The sequence below is a fragment of the Algimonas ampicilliniresistens genome (genome assembly GCF_030159955.1).
Lineage (GTDB): Bacteria > Pseudomonadota > Alphaproteobacteria > Caulobacterales > Maricaulaceae > Litorimonas > Litorimonas ampicilliniresistens.
Map to the genome: position 1 here is coordinate 1,067,082 of NZ_BSNK01000002.1, position 19,615 is coordinate 1,086,696.

17 protein-coding genes are annotated in these 19,615 nt (G+C 54.4%); 10 read left to right on the forward strand and 7 right to left on the reverse strand.

Features of this window, described 5'->3' with window-relative positions; all coding sequences use genetic code 11:
• The first annotated feature begins 13 nt into the window (after window positions 1–13).
• The 3 genes from asnB to QQL54_RS12975 are packed head-to-tail and all read left to right on the forward strand — an operon-like array spanning window position 14 to window position 4,681.
• On the forward strand, window positions 14–1,927 hold the full coding sequence (asnB, locus tag QQL54_RS12965; protein ID WP_284391466.1) for an asparagine synthase (glutamine-hydrolyzing): 1,914 nt from the start codon (window positions 14–16) through the stop codon (window positions 1,925–1,927).
• Window positions 1,861–2,820 (forward strand): NAD-dependent epimerase/dehydratase family protein, encoded by a 960-nt coding sequence (locus QQL54_RS12970; protein WP_284391469.1) that lies wholly within the window; start codon window positions 1,861–1,863, stop codon window positions 2,818–2,820. Before asnB ends, QQL54_RS12970 begins: the two co-directional genes overlap by 67 nt.
• Window positions 2,810–4,681 carry a hypothetical protein gene (locus QQL54_RS12975; protein WP_284391472.1) on the forward strand — a complete coding sequence of 624 codons (1,872 nt, stop codon included), beginning with the start codon at window positions 2,810–2,812 and terminating at the stop codon, window positions 4,679–4,681. The genes QQL54_RS12970 and QQL54_RS12975 overlap by 11 nt, the downstream gene beginning before the upstream one ends.
• 53 nt (window positions 4,682–4,734) lie before the next feature.
• Here QQL54_RS12975 and QQL54_RS12980 read toward each other — a convergent pair whose 3' ends face one another.
• Window positions 4,735–5,838, reverse strand: a complete 1,104-nt coding sequence (locus tag QQL54_RS12980; protein WP_284391475.1) for a tetratricopeptide repeat protein — start codon at window positions 5,836–5,838, stop codon at window positions 4,735–4,737.
• A gap of 174 nt (window positions 5,839–6,012) precedes the next feature.
• On the opposite strand from QQL54_RS12980, the gene QQL54_RS12985 reads away from it, so the two are divergent.
• The 5 genes from QQL54_RS12985 to QQL54_RS13005 are packed head-to-tail and all read left to right on the forward strand — an operon-like array spanning window position 6,013 to window position 12,023.
• A complete protein-coding gene (locus QQL54_RS12985) occupies window positions 6,013–6,972 on the forward strand; it encodes a hypothetical protein (RefSeq protein WP_284391478.1) in 960 nt (319 codons plus the stop codon).
• A complete protein-coding gene (locus QQL54_RS12990; RefSeq protein WP_284391480.1) occupies window positions 6,969–8,525 on the forward strand; it encodes a hypothetical protein in 1,557 nt (518 codons plus the stop codon). The genes QQL54_RS12985 and QQL54_RS12990 overlap by 4 nt, the downstream gene beginning before the upstream one ends.
• Entirely contained in the window at window positions 8,522–9,229 is a 708-nt protein-coding gene (locus QQL54_RS12995) for a WbqC family protein (protein WP_284391482.1), read from the forward strand. The genes QQL54_RS12990 and QQL54_RS12995 overlap by 4 nt, the downstream gene beginning before the upstream one ends.
• Window positions 9,226–10,902 (forward strand): glycosyltransferase family protein, encoded by a 1,677-nt coding sequence (locus QQL54_RS13000; protein ID WP_284391484.1) that lies wholly within the window; start codon window positions 9,226–9,228, stop codon window positions 10,900–10,902. The genes QQL54_RS12995 and QQL54_RS13000 overlap by 4 nt, the downstream gene beginning before the upstream one ends.
• On the forward strand, window positions 10,899–12,023 hold the full coding sequence (locus QQL54_RS13005; protein WP_284391488.1) for an NAD(P)/FAD-dependent oxidoreductase: 1,125 nt from the start codon (window positions 10,899–10,901) through the stop codon (window positions 12,021–12,023). Before QQL54_RS13000 ends, QQL54_RS13005 begins: the two co-directional genes overlap by 4 nt.
• Window positions 12,024–12,043: 20 nt before the next feature.
• Here QQL54_RS13005 and QQL54_RS13010 read toward each other — a convergent pair whose 3' ends face one another.
• Together QQL54_RS13010 and QQL54_RS13015 are read right to left on the reverse strand one after the other, a co-directional pair.
• A complete protein-coding gene (locus QQL54_RS13010; protein WP_284391491.1) occupies window positions 12,044–12,793 on the reverse strand; it encodes a hypothetical protein in 750 nt (249 codons plus the stop codon).
• A complete protein-coding gene (locus tag QQL54_RS13015) occupies window positions 12,790–13,314 on the reverse strand; it encodes a GNAT family N-acetyltransferase (protein WP_284391494.1) in 525 nt (174 codons plus the stop codon). The genes QQL54_RS13010 and QQL54_RS13015 overlap by 4 nt, the downstream gene beginning before the upstream one ends.
• A gap of 93 nt (window positions 13,315–13,407) precedes the next feature.
• Here QQL54_RS13015 and QQL54_RS13020 point away from each other — a divergent pair, with 93 nt between their 5' ends.
• Together QQL54_RS13020 and QQL54_RS13025 are read left to right on the forward strand one after the other, a co-directional pair.
• Complete coding sequence (locus QQL54_RS13020; protein WP_284391497.1) at window positions 13,408–14,358, forward strand: methionyl-tRNA formyltransferase; 951 nt, start codon at window positions 13,408–13,410, stop codon at window positions 14,356–14,358.
• The gene (locus QQL54_RS13025) at window positions 14,355–15,077 is read left to right on the forward strand and encodes a polysaccharide deacetylase WbmS family protein (protein ID WP_284391498.1); all 723 of its coding nucleotides are present in this window, start codon (window positions 14,355–14,357) and stop codon (window positions 15,075–15,077) included. Before QQL54_RS13020 ends, QQL54_RS13025 begins: the two co-directional genes overlap by 4 nt.
• A gap of 29 nt (window positions 15,078–15,106) precedes the next feature.
• On the opposite strand, the gene QQL54_RS13030 is transcribed toward QQL54_RS13025, so the two are convergent.
• From QQL54_RS13030 to QQL54_RS13045, 4 genes are all read right to left on the reverse strand, one after another.
• Entirely contained in the window at window positions 15,107–16,615 is a 1,509-nt protein-coding gene (locus QQL54_RS13030) for a class I SAM-dependent methyltransferase (RefSeq protein ID WP_284391499.1), read from the reverse strand.
• A gap of 201 nt (window positions 16,616–16,816) precedes the next feature.
• Entirely contained in the window at window positions 16,817–17,806 is a 990-nt protein-coding gene (locus QQL54_RS13035) for a transglutaminase-like domain-containing protein (protein ID WP_284391501.1), read from the reverse strand.
• A gap of 77 nt (window positions 17,807–17,883) precedes the next feature.
• On the reverse strand, window positions 17,884–18,348 hold the full coding sequence (locus tag QQL54_RS13040) for an SEL1-like repeat protein (RefSeq protein ID WP_284391503.1): 465 nt from the start codon (window positions 18,346–18,348) through the stop codon (window positions 17,884–17,886).
• Window positions 18,345–19,466 (reverse strand): hypothetical protein, encoded by a 1,122-nt coding sequence (locus QQL54_RS13045; protein WP_284391505.1) that lies wholly within the window; start codon window positions 19,464–19,466, stop codon window positions 18,345–18,347. Before QQL54_RS13045 ends, QQL54_RS13040 begins: the two co-directional genes overlap by 4 nt.
• Window positions 19,467–19,615: the final 149 nt, after the last annotated feature.

A 19,615-nucleotide genomic window follows, 5' to 3' on the forward strand; every position in this document is an offset into this window, starting at 1 on the left:
AGCGTAGACGTTAATGTGCGGCATAGCAGGTATTTTCAACCGAAGGGGGCGCCCCGCGACCGTCAACGCGCTTGCGCCCATGGTATCGGCTATCGTGCACCGAGGGCCGGACGGCTTCGGTCATTTCACAGATGGGCCTGTCGCCTTAGGGCATCGCCGCCTCTCGATTATCGACCTTTCTGACGCCTCAAGCCAGCCCTTCCATTCGCGCGACGGACGCTACCACCTCACCTATAATGGTGAGCTATATAACTATCGTGAATTGCGCACGGAACTCGAAGCCAAAGGTGTGGTGTTCGAAACTGATGGCGACACGGAAGTCTTACTGCAATCCATGATCTTATGGGGTGATGCAGCCCTCAAACGTTTCAACGGCATGTTTGCCTTTGGACTATGGGATTCTGTAGAGGAACGACTGACGCTCGCGCGCGACCGTTTTGGCGTCAAGCCGCTTTACTGGTCCAAGCAAACTGACGGGACCTTGTTGTTTGCTTCGGAGGTCAAAGCGCTACAGGCCTATCCGGGCTTTCGAACGTCTTTGGACCAGAAGGCTCTGGTTGAGTATTTGACGTTCCAGAACATATTCACAGACCGTACCCTCTACCAAGGCGTCAGCCTGATGCCACAGGGGTCAGTCATGCACGTGACCCGCGACGCCGTCCCTGCGCCTGTGCGCTATTGGGACTTTGATTTTCAGGAGCCGGAAAATCCGCCGTCCGATGCGGAGCTTTTCGAGGAACTGGATTACTTGTTCAGGCAAAGCGTTTCGCGCCAGCTTGTGTCGGATGTCGATATCGGGTCGTATTTGTCGGGCGGTGTCGATTCCGGTTCGATCACGGCGCTGGCCGCGCGCGAATTGCCTTATATGAAGACGTTCACCGTGGGCTTTGACATGAGCTCCGCCTCAGGCGTTGAGCTAGGCTATGACGAGCGTGCCAAAGCAGAGCGCATGTCCTACCTGTTCAAGACCGAGCATTATGAAGCTGTTCTGAAAGCTGGCGACATGGAGCGCGCCCTACCGCTCATTGTCGGCCACCAGGAAGAGCCGCGTGTGGGGCAGTGCTACCCGAACTGGTATGCAACCAAACTGGCGAGCCGTTTCGTCAAGGTCGTCTTGTCGGGTGGCGGCGGTGATGAGCTGTTTGGAGGTTATCCATGGCGTTATTATCGGGCCGCCACTAAAACTGACTTTTCGAGCTACGCTGACACTTACTATGATTTCTGGCAACGGCTTGTGCCCAATGAGGCATTCGATGCGCTGATCGGACCGCTGGATGCGTCGGCCCATGTCGACACGCGCGAAATCTTTCACGGTGTTTTCGATCAGGTTCAAACTAGCGGGCGGTTGCGGGCGGAGGACTGCCTGAATTTGTCCCAATATTTCGAGGCCAAGACGTTCCTGAATGGATTGCTGGTAATGGAAGACAAGCTGTCCATGGCTCACAGTCTTGAGACACGCGTGCCATTTCTAGATAATGATCTTGCCGATTTTGCTATGCGTCTGCCTGCCCATCTGAAGGTTAAGAACCTCAAGGAAGTGGTCAGAATGGATGAAAACAAATCCGCTAAGGGCGAGAAATATTTTGCCAAGACCAAGGATGGTAAACTGGCGCTGCGTGAGGTTATGTCGCGCCATGTTCCGGACGAGATTGCCAATGCAGTCAAGCAAGGTTTTTCCGCACCCGATGCAAGCTGGTTCAAGGGCGAAAGCATTGATTTTGTGCGGCGCAAACTCCTCGAAGACGAACCCGCCATTTCAGAGATCGTCGATACAAATGTCATGGGCGATCTCGTGGAGGATCACCTCAATGGCGAAACCAACCGTCGTCTGTTGATCTGGTCACTCCTCTATCTGAATGAATGGATTCAGAGTCAGGACCTGCAGCCCGCAACGCCCGAACCGGAAGCCCCGAAAGCAGCGGCTTAACTGTGGAAGCCTCCGCAAAGCCCAAAATTCTACTGACCGGTGCAACTGGGTTTATCGGCCAGTCCGTTATGCGCCATCTATCAATGCATGCCGATCTCTATCCTGTGGTAAGAACAGCCGGGCAGGGTGGTTCGAACGCGGTTGTTCATGATCTCAACACGCCTTTGTCAATCGCGGTCTTGCCGGAACAGATTGATGCAGTGATCCATATGGCGCAATCTCCAAATTATCGCGGTTTTCCCGATACGGCTTCAGAGGTGTTCGGTATCAATGTCCGGGCTATGTCCGAATTACTGGATTATGCTGCAAAAGCCGGTGCGGACTCGTTTGTGCACTGTTCCACTGGGTCTGTGTACGAACCTTATGACGGGGTTTTAGCCGAGAGCCGGGCGCTGAGCCCGACTTCGCTCAATGGAACAACGAAACTTGCCGCCGAAGCTATTAGTCGGACTTATGAGTCACAGTTTGCCGTGTCCCGTTTGCGTTTTTTCATGCCTTACGGCCCCGGACAGTATGACAAGCTATTACCAGCTATCATAGACCGGGTCGCCAATGGGCGCGCCGTTGACTTGCAAGGTGGAACCGGGCCAACATTGGCCCCGATACATGTCGAAGATGCTGCCGCCATTATTGCGAGCGCCGCGCTGAAACGCTGGTCGGGCACCTATAATGTGGCTTCGCCGGAACAGTTTACACTTGCTGAAATCGCAGAAATGATTGCGGCTCAGATGGGGCAAACGCTGTTGCAAAACGCTACGGACGGAACACCCGCCCGTCTTGTTCCAGAGATCGAAAGGCTCGCCGCGAAATGCCCGGATCGAAAATATATTCCGTTCAAGGTCGGATTGCGCGATACGATTGATGCTCAGATCGGAGGGTCAGATGAAGCGTAGCATTCTGGTTCTATCCTCCCTCTACGATTACCATCAGCTGACACAGTTCGTTCAGTATTTGTCGGCCTATCCGCGCCTTTCGCGCCATGACTACTACTTCCATAATTTTGTTTATGACTTCGATCCTGAACAGGTGGATTTTGACGATTTCGATGCCGTCATGGTGCCGCATAATTTCTGGCCCCTGTACCTGTCCGATGAGCAAATCGAGGCATTTGCAGAGACGCGTGCCCTGAAACTTGTCTTCCTGCAGGACGAATATCAGGAAGTGAATACTGTGGCGGACATTCTGGGTCGAATGAAGGTCGATCTGGTTTTCACATGTGTCAATCCGGAAGATCACGACGTGTTTTATTCCAAGCGCCGCATTCCGACCCTCAAAGCCGTCAATCAAGTTCTGACGGGCTATGTCGACGAAAAATTGCGTAAGCCCGGCCTTTTTACCTTGGATAACAAGTCCATCGACGTGGGTTTTCGAGGCCGGATATCGCCATTCTATTTGGGTGAATTGGGTTATCAGAAACAGAAAATCACGGAGATGTTTGCCGAGCCTGCCCGAAAAGCAGGATTGTCCGTCAATATTTCCATCAATGAGTCCGATCGTCTATCCGGCGATCGCTGGCTTGGTTTCCTACAGAGCTGCCGTACCCAATTGGGTACACCCAGCGGATCTAGTGTTATTGATTTCAACGGGCGCATCATTAAGGAAACGGCATCCTATCGCAGGGCGTTTCCACGTGCTGATTTCGACACGGTTCGCGACGATGTTTTCCGCCGCCAAGACGGTCGCTACAGTATCGACACGATTTCACCGCGCATGCTGGAAGCCGCCGCGACGGGTTCCGCCATGGTGCAATTGGAGGGTCGTTATGGCGGTTTCATGAGCGCAGGCGAACATTATATTGAACTGAAGAGTGATTACTCCAACATTCCGGAGGTCATTGCGCAGATCAAAGATAAACGTCTTGTGCGTGAGATGGCGCAGCGGGCTTATGACCATTTCATCACGTCTGGAAAATTCGACTTCCAGCGCCACATCGATAAATTCGACAATTTGATCGACACGCATTTAGCTGGAACAGAGGCAAGTCAACCGCCGTCGAAGCGTGCCTTCTATCAAAACCAGATCAGCCGCCATAAACAGAATTTCACGGTGGGTCGCGACGGTGTCACCTGGTTCGACACGCTTCCGTCGCGTCAGATGCGGCGAGCTAACGCTGAGCGCGACGCTTTGCGGGAACACAAGCTCTACGGACCCATGCTCAAAAGGGCGGGGGGCGATCCGATCATCAAGCGGGCTAAGGCGGGTGTCGCGCTTGACCTCGTTCGTGCTTATCCGGCGTACCGAAATTTATTGCTGGCAGGTCTCTGCCTGCCGGGCATTTCAGTGGAAGATATATTACGCGAAATTTTTATCTTGGGAATTATACAAGCGAGCCGATTGGGTCTGTCTCCCACCGGTGCCGCCCTGAAAGCGACCCTTGTCAATCATCCTGATGGTGACGTGGTTATAGAGACGCGCAATATTGGCTACCCATTCGGTTCGTGCCCGGTCATAGCTCCGTCTGATGTCAAGCCCTCCAAACTGGCTCCTGAAGCGCTCTGGGTTGATTTTCGAAAGACGTTTCCGATCGGCAATGCCAACAGCACGCTCATCGTTCCGGTCAAAATCGGTGGCGATTGGACGGATATCCGGTCCGATCCATCATTCCGCTATCCACTGTATGCCACATGCAAGGTCGGGAATGTGCTTGGATCTGTTGTTCGCGCGGCACTGAAACAGGCCATAGGAACAACCACCGACAAAAAAGTGGATGTCGAGGCATTGCGACACGCTTTCAAGGAAGTCTACGGCCTCTGATACGAGGCGCCTAACGAATTCTGGACCAGTGCCGGGATTGCGTTTGAGCCGTTTTAGGCTGTCGTCAACTGGTCCAGAGGGCTGGCGTAATAGACCAACGTCGTATCCAGGCTCGTGGACGGATCGATTTCCCAAGCTCGAAATACGCATTCGCAACTCGCGGGCAGGTCGCTCACGCTGCGAAAGCCGATATTTGCCAACAGGCCACTCAGATTGACATAGGCTGTTGCCAGTCCCGATGCCGCTGCAGCTCGATAATGCTCAACGGCAGCCTTGATATCGGTCGGTCCTCCCAAACCCATCTGCTGCAATGCGCCGAGATAAAGATGGGCCATGTTATTTCCACCGTCAGCGGCTAAATCATACCATTTGCGCGCGGCTTCGTAGTCCACATCACACCCCATGCCGAGCTGGTAGTAAGTGCCGATGGACATTTGCGACGCCGTCACACCTTGTTGCGCTAATTCCATATGCGCTTTGAAAGCAGCTTCGTTTTGTCCCTGACTCTGCAACGTATTGGCCGCATTGACCTGCTGATCAATTTCCGGACCCTGCACAGGAGTATCCCGTATTTCAGCCTGCAGGCGGTTAGATAGGCGTTTAAATAGACTAGATTTAGGGTTTTCAGGGGTTCCGCCAGATTTATCAACGCCAACACGCGCTTGGTAACCCGGCGATATCCGGTCGAGTCTTTCACGCACTTCGGCGATGTAAGCGGCTTTATTCCCGCGTTCCAAAAGACTGGTCGCATACTCGACATTGATCTGGTGGATATCGTCCGGGTTCAGGCCGGGGCCACCGCTCTCGATCAGAGCATCATAGGCGGCACGGAGTTCGTTGTGGCAGCACTCACGGCCGGAGGCCCGTACAGCTATGCTCCGGAATTCGAACCGTGTTCTTTGGTCCAAAGCATCGTGTTCAGCCAAGGCCTTGAGCCGGGCAATCAGCGCGCTCAAGGCTTCGGTTTCTTCAGCCTTGGATAAGGTATCCAAGGCTGCAAACAATTGTTCTTGATCGACGGCTTCCGGATCGATGGAGCCTTGGTCCGCACCGTTCCACAGCTCATCAAGTTGCTCATTCGCATGCTCAATGAGTAATGAACGGGTCTGGGTGCCGTCGCCGAGTCTATCGGAGACGGCAATGAGCTCGAGAAGCAAATTTCCTCTAGTTGATGACTTCATGGTTGCCCCGACACCGAATTGATCCACAAACACGAGCCGTGAAAGCCGTGGTGGACATAAACTTTATGTCATATTATTCCCTCACTTTCTACAGGCCACATGCATTAGCATTCTGCCCTGTAAATTTACGGGAGTCGCGCCATTTCCACTATGCTCGAAAGACGTGCTTACAAAGACAGTCTGGGCGCAAATTCCATGTCTGAAGATGCGTCACGCCTTTTCGAACGTGCTGGCTATAATTATCTTGATATTGACCCCGACGCGGAACCTTATTCGCTGCTGACGCCTGCAGAGTTGGCAGACGGGCTGTTTCATATGTCCCTTTTTATGGATGTTTCAGGTCAATGGGACCGGACAGCGGAATCGATTTTAAAAACCGTCCGATTTGTCAAAACGCTTGAGAGCCAGGAGGTGCATCCCATCTGGGTGCGGCTTTTGCGCCACGCACACGCCGCACCGTGCGCGGATAAACGCGATGCGCTTCTGGAAGAATCCATTATACCCCGGAAGCTTTCATCCAAGCGCTGGCCGCGGTTTTCACCGGCGCTTCGCTACGAAACCTTGGCGGCAGAGATTCAATCTCAGGCACCGGTGGATGCGGTTCTCAAGACATGGGACAGATTTACGAAGTTCTTCCCGGAAGAATCCGTGCGTCCGTCGGCGCTTTGCGCGGCAGCATTACAGGCCCATATGGCGGGTCGTGCTGAGCTAGCTGAACGACTGCTCGACGGACTGAAAGAGAGCTATCCGAAGGCATATGAACTCAGCGATGTTCCTGCCAATCTCTGTGCCCGGATATTCTACCTGCGTAACCTTTTTCCAGAGCATTCACCGAACTGGAACAATCGCGTTGACTATTGGCAGTCCGCCTTGTCGCCCTTCGATTCAAGACAGATCGGTCTGCGCTACCCTGAACTGCGGGCGATCTATCATGACTTGATCTCTGACGCAGATGCCGACGCAAACCGGCTTCAAGACATTCATGAAAAATGGCAGAGTTTCCTGATGGAGGCGCTGGATCTTGATGTGCTCACACCTGCAGCCGACATCCCGTCTGACGGTGATGCCAGCCTAGCGGATCACGTGATCCAGGCCGAGGGCCTGTCGTGAAGCGCATCCTGATACTTCACGATCTAAGTGTGGGTTCACGCCGCACCAACCGCGATCACGTTTACAATTTCGCCAAATACGCGAAAGGAAACTTCTACCTTTTCCACGCGGCTAATGCTCCGCAGAGCGACGCAATGCGGAATATCGCTTGGGACGGGGTAATCATCAATTACTGTTTTCTCGGCTACCGTGCCTCTACGCTCTATGAGCGCGTGCGCGCAGATTGGGCGTGGCTGGTGGATATTGACTGTCCGAAAGTCGGCATCGCGCAGGACGATTACACGGATAGCGGCCATCTTGATGATTGGCTGCAATCCATCGGAACAACGGTGATCTACAGCCCGGTGACGCAAAGCCTGGAACAAATATATCCTAAAAACTATGGCTGGACGGAAATACGCGAAGGTCTGACAGCCTATGTGGACAGCAAGCAACTCACGGAGTTGGCGACGTTCGCGACATCATGGGACGAACGCACAATCGATGTGGGGACGCGGGTCCGTTATTTGCCGCCACAATTCGGGCGCTACGGTCGACGTAAAGGCGAAACAGCCGAGGATTTCCGCGACTCCGCCGAACAGCAAGGGTTCGCCGTTGATATTTCCACGTCGCCGGAGGATGTGATCTTTGGCAATGACTGGTTGCGGTTTGTCGGAAATTGCAAGTTTACGCTCGGGTCACGAGGTGGTTCCAGCATAAACGATCCGGACGGCAGCATTCGTAAGGCGATATCCGCCTATATGGTGAATCATCCAAATGCGGGTTTCGCGGAAGTCGAAAGGAAGTGCTTTCCTGGCGTTGATGGCGAATTCGTATTTGCTGGGATCAGTCCTCGATTGTTCGAGTCAGCCGCGCTGGGCACCTGCCAGATTCTGATCCGTGATGAGTATGTTGGCGGGATCGAACCTTATATTGATTATATCCCTATGGAAGACGACTTGTCCAATCTGGACGAGGTCTTCACCCTGATGCGGGATGAGGCGAAGGTTAAATCCATGATCGCCAGCTGTCACGCCAAGCTCGTGGCTTCCAAGGCATTCGATTACGAGAAGTTTGTCGCAGAAGTTCTCGACATTTTCCCGGATGGAGACGCTGTATTGAGCGATAGGGATGTCGAGTGCATCCACGCCCATTTCAAGGCTATTGAGCCGTTTCTCGCTATCAAGAAGCAGCGTTCCAACTTCTATGAGCGCGGTTGGAGACGAACGCTGGCCAAAATGTCTTACGGGCGCAGCCTTAGCCACGCGAATGCCATATTCGGCATGGATCCGTTGCTACGCGGCAGTCCGGCCTTTGTCTCAGCCATGTTCCAAAGCTTGCCGCCAACATTAGCCTATGAGCTTACGGCGCAGACCTTGGCGGAGCTTCCACCGGATTCGCCGATACTGTCCAGTATGAAAGCCCTGACCGAGTGGGCTGTCGACGAAGACAAAAGCTTCGAGGATCTCGATGTGTGGTGGGATATGTGCGAGTATATCTATGAGCCGGAGGAGACGCAGAACATCGACCTATCTGGTGAAAACGGACCCACGTCGGAAAAGGTCATGTCGTGAGCCGCATCTGCGCTATACACCAACCCAATTTTTTTCCGTGGATGGGGTATTTTGACAAGATCCGACGTGCGGATACTTTCGTGTTTCTGGATGCGGTTGACTATCCGCGATCTGGGTCGGGCGGCATGGGATCATGGTCCAACCGGGTCAAGATCGCCGTTCAAGGAGAGCCGGCTTGGTTCGGATGCCCCGTTGACAAGAAGACGTCCGATGGCGCGATTATGGATGTCTGCATAGCGGCTGATCCGCGCTGGAAGAAGAAAGCGCTAAAGACCATACAGATGAACTATGCGAAATCGCCGAATTTTGACCGCGCCATGTCCTTAGTGACTGATCTGATCCAGCAGGACACGCGCTCGATTGCCGACTTCAACATCCACGCCGTTGAGACGATCGCGCATGTGCTGGGCTTAGAGACGCCATTCGTTCGCCAAAGCGCGCTTGATACGAAAAACGCGAGCACGTCTTTACTGATCGAAATATGCGATGCCGTGGATTGTGATACCTATCTCGCTGGCGGCGGAGCCGGGGGATATCAGGAAGATGATTTGTTCGAGCAGGCTGGTATCCGCTTGGAGTATCAAGGGTTCACGCCACATCCCTATGGGGATGAGAACCAGTTCCAGCCCGGCCTGTCGGTGATCGACTATCTGTTCCATGCTGAGGGTATCGAGTTCGACAGGTTCAAGGGCAACCGATCATGAGCGAGTCGACCGAAGAGATCACTGAGGAAGAGCGCACATCCCGCTTTCGTGCCAAGTTACTCGACCGTCTAGAAACGGACAACGTTCTGTCGAATTTGCGGTCTTTCACGCCTATGAAAGAGGATGTCACTCCGCGTGCCGGTGATATCGATAAAATCATCAAGGGCTTGGCCGACCCGGCCATGATGCCCTTGCAAGCCAAGAACGATGCGCAGGAACTGGGGCACCCTGAAATCCCACCGCCATTTGAAGGGGTGACAAAATTTCACCCTTTAACCCTCAAAAAGCGCTGGCAGCGCCGATTGACCGAACGGGCCAAAGCGCGTGCTCTGCATGATATGGAGCCACACAAGCGTAAGTTCAATTACGTGCCGACGTTCGAACCCAAAGGATATCGATCGCCGGTCGGCGGCTTGGTCGATCTCCTGGCTCCCGATCCTGGGCAGACGCGTTCTGTAGTGTTTCTCCACCACTCATATTACCATTTCTATTATCTGGCACAGGCGCTTCGACGCCGGGGCTGGAATGCGTGGAGCTTGTCGACGGAATCACCATCCAATCCCAACCAGGCCTACTACCACGGCGAGGATCTGAGCCTGTACCATCCCGACCCGGCGGTACAGAAAGGCATACTCTACGAACTGGTGGATGCCCTGCGACTCCACTTTGATGTGTTGCACATGCACGGAGACGGTATTTTGTCGATCTTCGACGAAAACAAGTCCGCCAATATCACACGCAACGGCGTGCCCTACGACCTGATGGAGCTCCGCGCTCTGGGCGTGAAGTTGGGCCTGTCGATGTCAGGTTGCGTCACCGCGCAGCGCGCGTCGGTCTTCAATCAAGTGACGGGCGGCGTCTGCAATACCTGCGTGTGGCAAGGCAATCGTTCCGTATGTTCCGAAACCGCGCAATATTTGTCAGGCCAACGGATCGAGACACTGATCAATCTCTATGCGCTTGAAGGGGACTGGCCGGCCGATTTCTCTCGTCTCAACCGTGACCTTTGTTTCTATGAACCTCTGACCTATTGCGTGGATGACAAGCTTTGGACACCGGATCTGCGGTTGCCACAACGGATCGAACGGTTCGAACGCGAACCCGGTGAAATTTTGGTTCTGCACTCGGTGGGCGGATATAATGAGCGTGAAGCGGGTGGGCGCAATATCAAGGGCACCCCGGCTGTTATCGATGCTGTGAAGCGTTTGAATGCTGAAGGATATAAGGTGCGCCTGATCTTTAAAACGGGCGTGCCGTCACGCGATATGCGCTATTACCAGATACAGTCAGACATCGCGGTGGATCAGCTGAATTATGGTCGGTACGGGGCGACCTCGCGCGAATGCATGGCATTGGGGCTACCGACCCTGACCCGCCTTCACCGCGAACAACCGCATGGGCTGCCCGTTTCACCATCCCTTCAGGAATGCCCATTGGTAGATGCCAGCGAAGCGACCGTTTACGATGTGCTCAAAGATCTGCTCGACAATCCCGAAAAGCGTAAGGAAATCGGCCGTAAGTCGCGTGAATACGCTCTCAAATGGCATTCATCAGATTCATGCGCAGAGCGTTTCGAAAAGGCTTATGACCGAGTGCATAACGGGGAAAACGTCATTGATGTACCCTCCATTCATGCGCCAACGCCAAATGAGGGCGCAGAACCCGACCTATGAATGACGAGCTTGTCGCCGATGTTGCCGTCATCGGAGCGGGCGTTGTCGGCTTAGCCTGTGCGCGGGCGCTGGCGCAGGCCGGCCAATCCGTATTTTGCCTAGAGGCCGAGCCGAGCTTCGGCACCGGGATCAGTTCGCGCAATAGCGAGGTGATCCATGCTGGACTCTACTATCCGGAAGGCTCGCTAAAGACGACGCTGTGTATCAAGGGGCGCCGGGCTCTGTACGATTATTGCGACGCGCGCAGGGTGCCTTACCAAAAATGCGGCAAACTGATCGTCGCCGTGACTCCAGAAGAAACCGAGCGTCTATCCACATTGGAAAAACAGGCTCTGCGTAACGGGGTCGAAAATGTCGACGCTGTCACGCCTGAGACGGCACGTGCTATGGAGCCGGATGTCACGAGTTACGGCGCGCTCTTGTCACGCGAAACCGGCATCATAGACTCCCACAGCCTGATGCAGGCCTATCTTTCTGATGTCGAGGCGGCGGGTGGTATGGTTGTGTTCAACAGCCGGATCAGCGCTGTCCGGCGTTCTAGCGATGGATATGAAGTTGAGTTGGAAGGGGAGGCCGAGCGCTTTCGGTTCCGGCGGCTCGTCATCGCCGGGGGTCTGTCGGCCCAGCACATCGCCGGAACGCTGATCGCAGAGGATGGCGCAACCGACTCTGATCATGCAGCCATTCCCAAGCTTCATTACGTGGCAGGACGCTATTACGGCTACTCCGGGCGCCACGCGGTCCGTCACTTGATTTATCCGTTGCCAGTCGATGGTGGTCTCGGTGTTCACGCAACACTCGATCTAGCGGGGCAGTTGCGGTTTGGACCCGATGCGCGTTGGGTGGACACGGAGAACTATGATTTAGACCCTATCTGCCCCCCCGAATTTGTGAATGCGATCCAGCGTTATATGCCATGGGTCAGTGCTGAGCGGTTGCACCCCGCCTATGTCGGCATTCGTCCCAAACTGGCCGGACCGGGAGAGGGCTTCCGGGACTTCGAAATTCACACGTCGGATCAGCATGGGCAGGAGGGTCTGGTCTGCCTCTATGGGATCGAGTCGCCCGGACTTACAGCGTCTCTCGCTATTGGCGACGTTGTGACCCGTGAACTAAGCTGACGCCGGGTAAAACGCTCAAACTAAGTCCGGATATTTTCCCGCCCGCTTCGTGCAAGGTGGTCATCATATTCTTTCATGATCCAACGACTATGTTCGTGCAATGCGGCTTCGATCCGTGGGCGCGGGGCCATAGCTTCATCCGCCCACCAAGCCGGATGCGTCAGCACATGCAGCCTGTCATGCGCCGGATCGGATAGCACCTCTGGAATCGGGCGGTGACGCCAGTGTCCGTTGGAATCAGAACAGTATTCGTAGTCGCGCTGCAAACGGGCCGAGTAGCAATTGACCATGCCTGACATTGTGTCAGCGTTGAAGTCTATCAGCCCGCCTGCCGTCGGGTCGTGATAGCTGACGACATCCACAGGTGCCTCCAGAAGGTCGGACAGGATCGTGCGGTCTTGCTCCATTCGAGCGGATAATTCCTCTTCGCTCCATTTCTCAACTCGACGAGTGTCGACATAAAAGTGAAGTCCGGCCCGGTGTCCCAATGCGATGATCTTGCGTGCAACGACCTGCAGATCATAGTCTAGGAGATTGTAGAACGGAATGTTCAGCATGAACATGTGGGTTGTCCGCACACCTTCGTCTGCTTCAATCTCGGCGAGTTTTAAGGCACGGTGTACTGAATAGTCGATGTCGTGACGCCACAGCACATGGGGTTCCAAGGGTCGCTCATCATAGGTGGCGAAGTAGAACCGCTCCTTGGCCGTGCGCACAAGTGCTCGGTATCCATCCAACGTCCATGCACTCCAATCCGATGTTCCGGTCATGGCGTGGCCTGTTTTTTTTGATAATCTTTGCGTAGCATAGCCATGAGGATTGAATCCTCCCACTCGCCCGCAATAAAATAAGCTTCACGCAGAACGCCTTCAGTTGTGAAGCCGGTCTTTTCATAAACGCGCCGAGCGCGTGCGTTGGATGCGAAAACGTGCAGAAAAATCCGGTTGAGGTGAAGGTCCTTAAAGCCGAAATCCAATAAGTCTCGCACGGCACGACTGCCCAGACCTTTGCCCCGAGCGCTGTCCTCGCCAATCCTAATTTGTAATTCGGCGCTGCGGTGGATATAGTCGATATTCCGGAGCGAGCAGGAACCGACTGGCTGTTCAGATTCGTCTTGAATCGTGAAGATTTTCAAATCCGACCGGTTGCCGATGCTAGAGAACCAGCCTTGATGCTGAGAAAAAGATGTCGGCGCGTAGTTCGCATTCAGGCGAACGAGTTCGGGATCGTTGATCCACCGAAAATAAGCCGCGCTGTCGCTTTCCCGGAGTTCTCTCAAGGTCTGCAGCATAGTCGTCCCCCGTCATTTCAAAATGCGTCGCCGGTCTTGCGTTGTCCCAATGTGTATGCGACCCGCCAGTCCGAATTGGAAGTCAGGAACCTCATGTCACGGCATAAAAGAATTGCCCTGCTTGGCAACCGGGCCATGGCTATAGAGATTGGCGAATATCTTCACGCCCAAGAAGGCGTGGAGTTGCTGATCGTTCTCAATCCTGATGACGACGGACGCGACAGGGGGCAGGCTCTATCCCTCTCCAAACGGGCCGCCGATTGGGGCGTGAGGACGATCCAACCCAAAGGTCTCCGCAAGCCTGCCCAGATAGCCCTTTTGGCGGATTTCGACCCCGACCTCATTCTGTCCTGCTCTTATGCGCGGATTATCCCACAGACCGTGATCGATCTTGGCCGTGAAGGCTGTTTGAATATTCACTTTGCCGATCTTCCGAAGAACCGGGGCTGCCTCCCCGTTGTCTGGACGTTGGCGCTTGGCGCGCCTGATCTGGTTGCGACGCTTCACGAGATCACGCCGGGCATCGATGACGGTCCGATCCTGATGCAAGCCCGTTCGCCTGTATCGCCCGGCACAACGGCTGAAATCGCGACCGGCATTTGCGCCAAGCTCGGAGCTGGCCTGTTCAAAACCTATTTCGATGCATGGATGCGGGGCGATGCGCCGTCTGCGGTGGCGCAGGACGAAAGTGTCGTCACCTATCATACTATGGTTCATCCATATGATCGCTATCCGCCTGTTTGGCTGAACCCGACGCGTGTGGCCAATACGATCAACGCCCTGACGTTCCCGCCGCACCCTGCGGCACGATTAAATCAGTCGGACGCCAACGACGAGCTCGTCTTGCGCGGTCCTGCCAAACCTGTTGATGGTTATGACGGCGGCCCGATCGGCATGATCTCGAAAACCGATGACGGTTGGATCGTGGTGTGCCAAGGGGGTGCAGTCCTGTTCTCCGCTCTCGAAACCGATGACGGTCAACCCGTTGTGACCGACGGTCCGTTTTTCACAGATGTTACTCCTGTTCCGGAATATGCTCCATGATCTGTCTGTCCTTCGATACCGACCATATGAATGCAGACGGAATGCGCCGGTTTCTCGATACAGTCGAACTACCCGGTCGTGGGACCTTCTTCCTTTGGCAACCTTTCCCCGATTTCGATTGGGGTATCCACGAAGCCGCGCCCCATCCGCATTTCGAGGATGTGCGCGATCCGGTCGGACACTTTACGGACTATTTTATGGAACTGGATATGGCCGTGGGCAGCGATACGGCTCCCGTTGGGTTGCGCACTCATAGCTGTGTCACCTCGCACATGATCAGTTTGGCGGCCGCGCAGGTGGGGTGCCGTTACACCAGTATGACCACACGCTTGGGCGAATCCGGCATCAAACCATATCGCGAGCCTTGGGGTGTTTGGGAAATGCCGATCTATTATATGGACAATATGGATTTCTGCACGGCAACGAACTGGCCGCGCAGCGGTCATACGCCTTTCGATGAAACGCTGCTGGACCGTGCTGTTCAGGACGATGCCCTGTACATTTTCGATTTTCATCCGCTGCACATCGCCCTGAACTCACCCGATTTCGAGCATTATCAATCCGTGAAGGAGCATGTCGCGATGGGACGCGGTAACCCGTTCGATCATGCCCATCCGGGCTACGGAACGCGAACATTCTACGAGACCTTGCTGACAAAGATGAAAGCTCAGGGATTGGAAAGCGAACGGCTAGATATTCTGACGCCGCCCAAGGTCTAGGCTTTGATCCGGCGCGCGGTAGTGCAGATCTATTTCTTGGGTTCGAATACTGCGAAAACGTCCTGAATGCCGTCGGCGGCCCATGCGGAAACGTGGTCGAGCACTCGGAAGTGCTGCTCCATCATCGGCATGAACCAGCTTTCATCGATATGGAACAAATGGAATTGATCGATCGGGCCTTTATAGGGGCCAGTGGGATCCTTGGAGCCCTCCACGTTCGCATACCACGCGATGAACCGCCCGCCGCTGCGAGTGACCCGAGCCGTTTCCGCAATTGCGTCAGGCAGATCGATGCAGTGATCCAGTGCCGTTGAGTTGACCACTGTGTCGAACGCGTCGTCTTGAAACGGGATGTCCTCGTTAAAGCCCATATGGACTGGAAAGCGCGTCTCCGTCTGCATGGTCAACGGCTCCAGCCCGGTTAGCCAATGTCTATCAATTCCGCGCAGGTAGAGCGGGTCACCATAAGGGCCGCAGCCGATGTCCAGCATATTACCGCGACCGTGAATGCGCAGATAGGATTGAAATGCCCAAGCGCGGCGCTCGCTCCAATGCGCGCAATTATTCTTGGGCGATTCAATATAAATTTCCCCCCCTTGATCATAACATTCTCGCCAATCGGCATAACGATCCGGATAGGCTTTTTTTAAACCGTCGAATTTTTCATTCCGCGTTGTTAAATCGAGCGCGCGTGGACGACGGTTAATGAGGCGGCGCCAGTGGGACTTGCGATCAAGGAGGCGGTTCGGGCCGGACCCGCTTTGCCGGATGAGCGCGAACTGCAAACCTACATCATTGTCTCTTGAGAGCTGTGCCAAGGATTGAAGGGCAATGGCCAAATTGTTGGCCTGCTCAGCAATCTGCAGGAGATTGAGCCGTATTGGCTCAAGAAGGTTGGACGCTTCAATTTGCACAGCCCGACTTGCTTCCTGAAAGGTTGCAGGCCTCGAGGCACTTTCAAAGGCAAGGAGATGCGCTTCGATTCCAGAGACCGCTTGCTTCAGAGGTTGAACGATTGTCCCAACTTCGGTTTGCACAGCAGCGCTAGATTTCTCGAAGATGGTCTGAGGAAGGGTCTCAGATGTGTGCGCCAACTTCTCAGACAGTGTCTTAAAGCTCTGCTGAGAGCGTTCGTTCGCTTGTGTGCTTTCCACTTGGACGGCGCGGCTTGTTTCTTCGAAGACTGATTTGCGTAAACTGTCTTGGTTCGCGTTGATCTGACTTTCGACACGACTCAGCGCGTCCTGAGCCGGGCGCAAAAGCGATACGACTTCAGTCTGAACGGCCGAGCTGCTTTCTTCGAATACCACATTCCGAATGGAGTCCAGTTGGTCTGCGACCAAGCCTTCAAGGTGACGGATGCTGGCGTGCAACGGTTCGAGATAGGTATGAACAGTTTCAAGTGTCGGCCCGACGATTTGGTTGGGCAAAGCGGACATCTGGGTACGGATCGCCTGCAGCTCGGAATCCATATCTGTATCATTTTTCATAGCGGCGCCGGATTCATCGGGTTCCGTCGTATCATTATTACTGCTCATTATTACCCATTACTGTTGATTATTACTAATTATTGCTCAATTCGCGGTTTGCAAAATCGTCCTGTCTGCACAGTTGATTCTGTAAATGAACGGCTCGGGCTGACTGGAAACGAGGAAGCAACTTTCGGCGCGATGCTGTGTGAGCCTGAATTTCGAGTTTTGGACGAAAAATGTTGCTTGCCTTCTTACTAGAACGTCCCGCTAAACAGACGTGATCACGAGGTTTTCAATAATGGCCGAAACCTCCCCGAGTGTGGAAATTTTGAAGGTCGACCCCTCTGGGCGGACCGGAAAGCGCCAATGAATCCAGCCATCTTCGCTCTCGGTTCTATCGACCGTCAGGGCGGCTTCTGAGAAGTCCAAAACCGTATGACGCACCCCGCCTACAATCCGGTCTAGCGGGGCATAGCGGGTCTTGAGCGAGACCTGGACTTCGCGCTCCGCATCTGGACGGAGGTCGATGCTCAGGCTGGTTAGCGGCCCGCGCCCATGCGACAGACCCAAAGTATTGGCATAGGCCACATAAGTCTGGCCGTAGCCTAGATCGAGGTGAGACTTTTGAAGGTCTATCTCACTCAGCTCGATTTGGGTCGTTTCCGTCACGGGTACGGCCATTTCGGACACGAAAGTCCCCGTTTCATCTTCTGGAACGATGTCGCTGTAAAGGTATGACTCGTACGGCTTGAGAATGGGCCATCCTCCCGTTGCATGATTCATCGTGCCGCGTGGCAGAACCTCGCTGTTCGGGCTGACAGAGCGAAGCCACTTCCCTTGATAAGCGGGCGTCTTGGTCCGGCGTATTTCTACGTCTGGAAAGCGCTTGCGTGCATCGTCGAGCGAAATCGGGATATTCGGCTCAGCTATAGCAGCAATGAACGTACCGAATGTCGGGTCGAAAAATCTCCATTCGCCATCAATCCACACTTCGGTGCCGACATGCGCGATCTGGATCGGAATATTATGAAATCCGATGCGGCGACTTTTTAGGTTCAGCCGATCGCAGACAGCCCTGAACAAGATGTCCCTGTGCCCGCAAGCTCCGTTCAGCTTGTCCAAGCTTTCCTCGGAGCTTTCGCTGTTCCGGTCCTTTACCGACAGAGACAGAGACCCGTATATCCAGGCATTTAGGAAGACACCTTTAAGGACTTCTGGGCCCCGAAGCTTTTGGACCTGTTTCGTAAGTTCGTCCAAGGAATTCATGTAGACGGGGCCATTTTCTTGAAGATATTAACCGGGAAGGAAGCGTAACATTTGCAAAGAAAACCGTGTCAGCGACGGCCGACAATTCGGTCCCAAAGATTCCGACGCTTTGCATGATAGTCAGGTTGGCGCAAGCTTGCAGAGGTTCCTTGACCGGTAGCACCATAAAGCGCGGACAGCTTCTCCAGAGCGGGTTCATGTCCCAGCTCCCAGGCTTGCTCATAGAAAGGCCGAGCCGAGGCCGCGTTGCCTCCGTCCAGTAAGCCGGCTTCATGCAATATGCCGAGGTTAAAGGCTGCGACTCCGATTCCCCCATTCGCCGCTTTGACATACCATGCGGCAGCCGAACCATTATTCGCTTCACGGTCTCCTAGACCCATCTGCTCAATGACGCCGACGAAATGCGCCGCCATGGGATGAGTGTCAGATAGGCGAACCAACGGGTCGAATGCCGCAACATAATCGCCAGAAAAGTAGAGTCTGCTTGCAGCGTCGAATTCATTCTGACTTCCGTCCTGTGTCGGGGAGCTCATGGGGCGGTCTTGTTTGAGTGGCCGGGTTGCAGAGCACCATCTTTGGTCAATGCTTTGCGAATGCCGGATAGGAACAGACGCAATCTTGGACGCTGTCCCAACCAGACTTCAAACCTGACACGGCGGGTCAGATAGCGATCGCGTCTTTGCAAATGCCTTATCAGAGCACCATCAGGACGCTGTTGCGCGTCGGAAGCCGGGGCGTAGGGACCACATTGGAGCGCGACTTTCTCAACGAAGTCAGAATATCGCAGCTCGACGTTCTCCAGAATCCGGCGCCTGGCCGAGTCCGCGATTTCTTGAAGTCTGCTTTTATCGGAGATTTGCAAGAGTGCCTGGTCGAGATCGGATAAATCAGTTTCAACCGGTATATAGTCGCGTCCAGCGAGGAGTGCGCCGTTGAAATCTCCTTTGATCAGTATCTGACAGCTTCCCATTGCTGCAGCTTCAAGATGGCGCGGGGATAGGCACTTCAAGTCTAGTGAGCCTTCCGCGCCGGGAAAGCAGGCCTGTTCCAAATCGGTGAAGTTCGCCCCAGGGTGATCTTTAAGGTATTTTACTCCGCAATCTCTGAAATGGCCCACAGGATCATGGATGGAAGCGCCGCCCTGAACTCCGATTACGGCCTTGCATCGGCTCAAAAACTGCAACCATCCGTCTCCAGTCCTGACATCGGTCGGGTCCAGAGAGATATGCGCTTTCAGCGTCGTGGTGATCGGGGAGCGTCGCGTTGCCTCGGCGATTTCGACCTTGAGTCTGGCGTGGCGTCCCAGCCAAGGCGTCGCCCTCCAAGCTAGATAACCTACATCGACGGGTCTCGCCGCAATCGGTCTGACTTTCCGTGCTATTTCAAGAAGGCCCTCATCGACATACCCCGTCAGCACCGGTCGAACGGCAATATTACGTTCGGATGATTCAGGATACAATTTCGTATGTTCGTGTTCTGGCCCGCAACTGAGGATTAGGCTTGCGCCGATGTCCACGGCGAAGCGGTCCACCGCCACGGTATCGACGAATTCATCTTGCGGCCTCAGAATCTTGGCGGCGGGTAGATCGCAGAGCTTTTTCCGAAATTCAGCATCCGAGAACAATGCCGGATCGCGCCAGCGAAGCTTCATGAAGGTTGTATCAAAAACGATATGCGATGGATCCAGCGCCTTTAGACGTTCAGCCTCCAAACCGTATGCCGCATTAATATAAATAACGGGAGCAGGCGCGTGACGCCCCCAGCTTTCGAGGTCCACGCGACTGGAACGTCGCGGTGGCC

Coding starts and splice junctions, on each gene's coding strand:
- asnB (WP_284391466.1), top strand. CDS start 14: ATGTGCGGCATAGCAGGTATTTTCAACCGAAGGGGGCGCCCCGCGACC.
- QQL54_RS12970 (WP_284391469.1), top strand. CDS start 1,861: ATGGATTCAGAGTCAGGACCTGCAGCCCGCAACGCCCGAACCGGAAGC.
- QQL54_RS12975 (WP_284391472.1), top strand. CDS start 2,810: ATGAAGCGTAGCATTCTGGTTCTATCCTCCCTCTACGATTACCATCAG.
- QQL54_RS12985 (WP_284391478.1), top strand. CDS start 6,013: ATGCTCGAAAGACGTGCTTACAAAGACAGTCTGGGCGCAAATTCCATG.
- QQL54_RS13000 (WP_284391484.1), top strand. CDS start 9,226: ATGAGCGAGTCGACCGAAGAGATCACTGAGGAAGAGCGCACATCCCGC.
- QQL54_RS13005 (WP_284391488.1), top strand. CDS start 10,899: ATGAATGACGAGCTTGTCGCCGATGTTGCCGTCATCGGAGCGGGCGTT.
- QQL54_RS13010 (WP_284391491.1), bottom strand. CDS start 12,793: ATGACCGGAACATCGGATTGGAGTGCATGGACGTTGGATGGATACCGA.
- QQL54_RS13015 (WP_284391494.1), bottom strand. CDS start 13,314: ATGCTGCAGACCTTGAGAGAACTCCGGGAAAGCGACAGCGCGGCTTAT.
- QQL54_RS13020 (WP_284391497.1), top strand. CDS start 13,408: ATGTCACGGCATAAAAGAATTGCCCTGCTTGGCAACCGGGCCATGGCT.
- QQL54_RS13025 (WP_284391498.1), top strand. CDS start 14,355: ATGATCTGTCTGTCCTTCGATACCGACCATATGAATGCAGACGGAATG.
- QQL54_RS13030 (WP_284391499.1), bottom strand. CDS start 16,615: ATGAGCAGTAATAATGATACGACGGAACCCGATGAATCCGGCGCCGCT.
- QQL54_RS13040 (WP_284391503.1), bottom strand. CDS start 18,348: ATGAGCTCCCCGACACAGGACGGAAGTCAGAATGAATTCGACGCTGCA.
- QQL54_RS13045 (WP_284391505.1), bottom strand. CDS start 19,466: ATGAAGCTTCGCTGGCGCGATCCGGCATTGTTCTCGGATGCTGAATTT.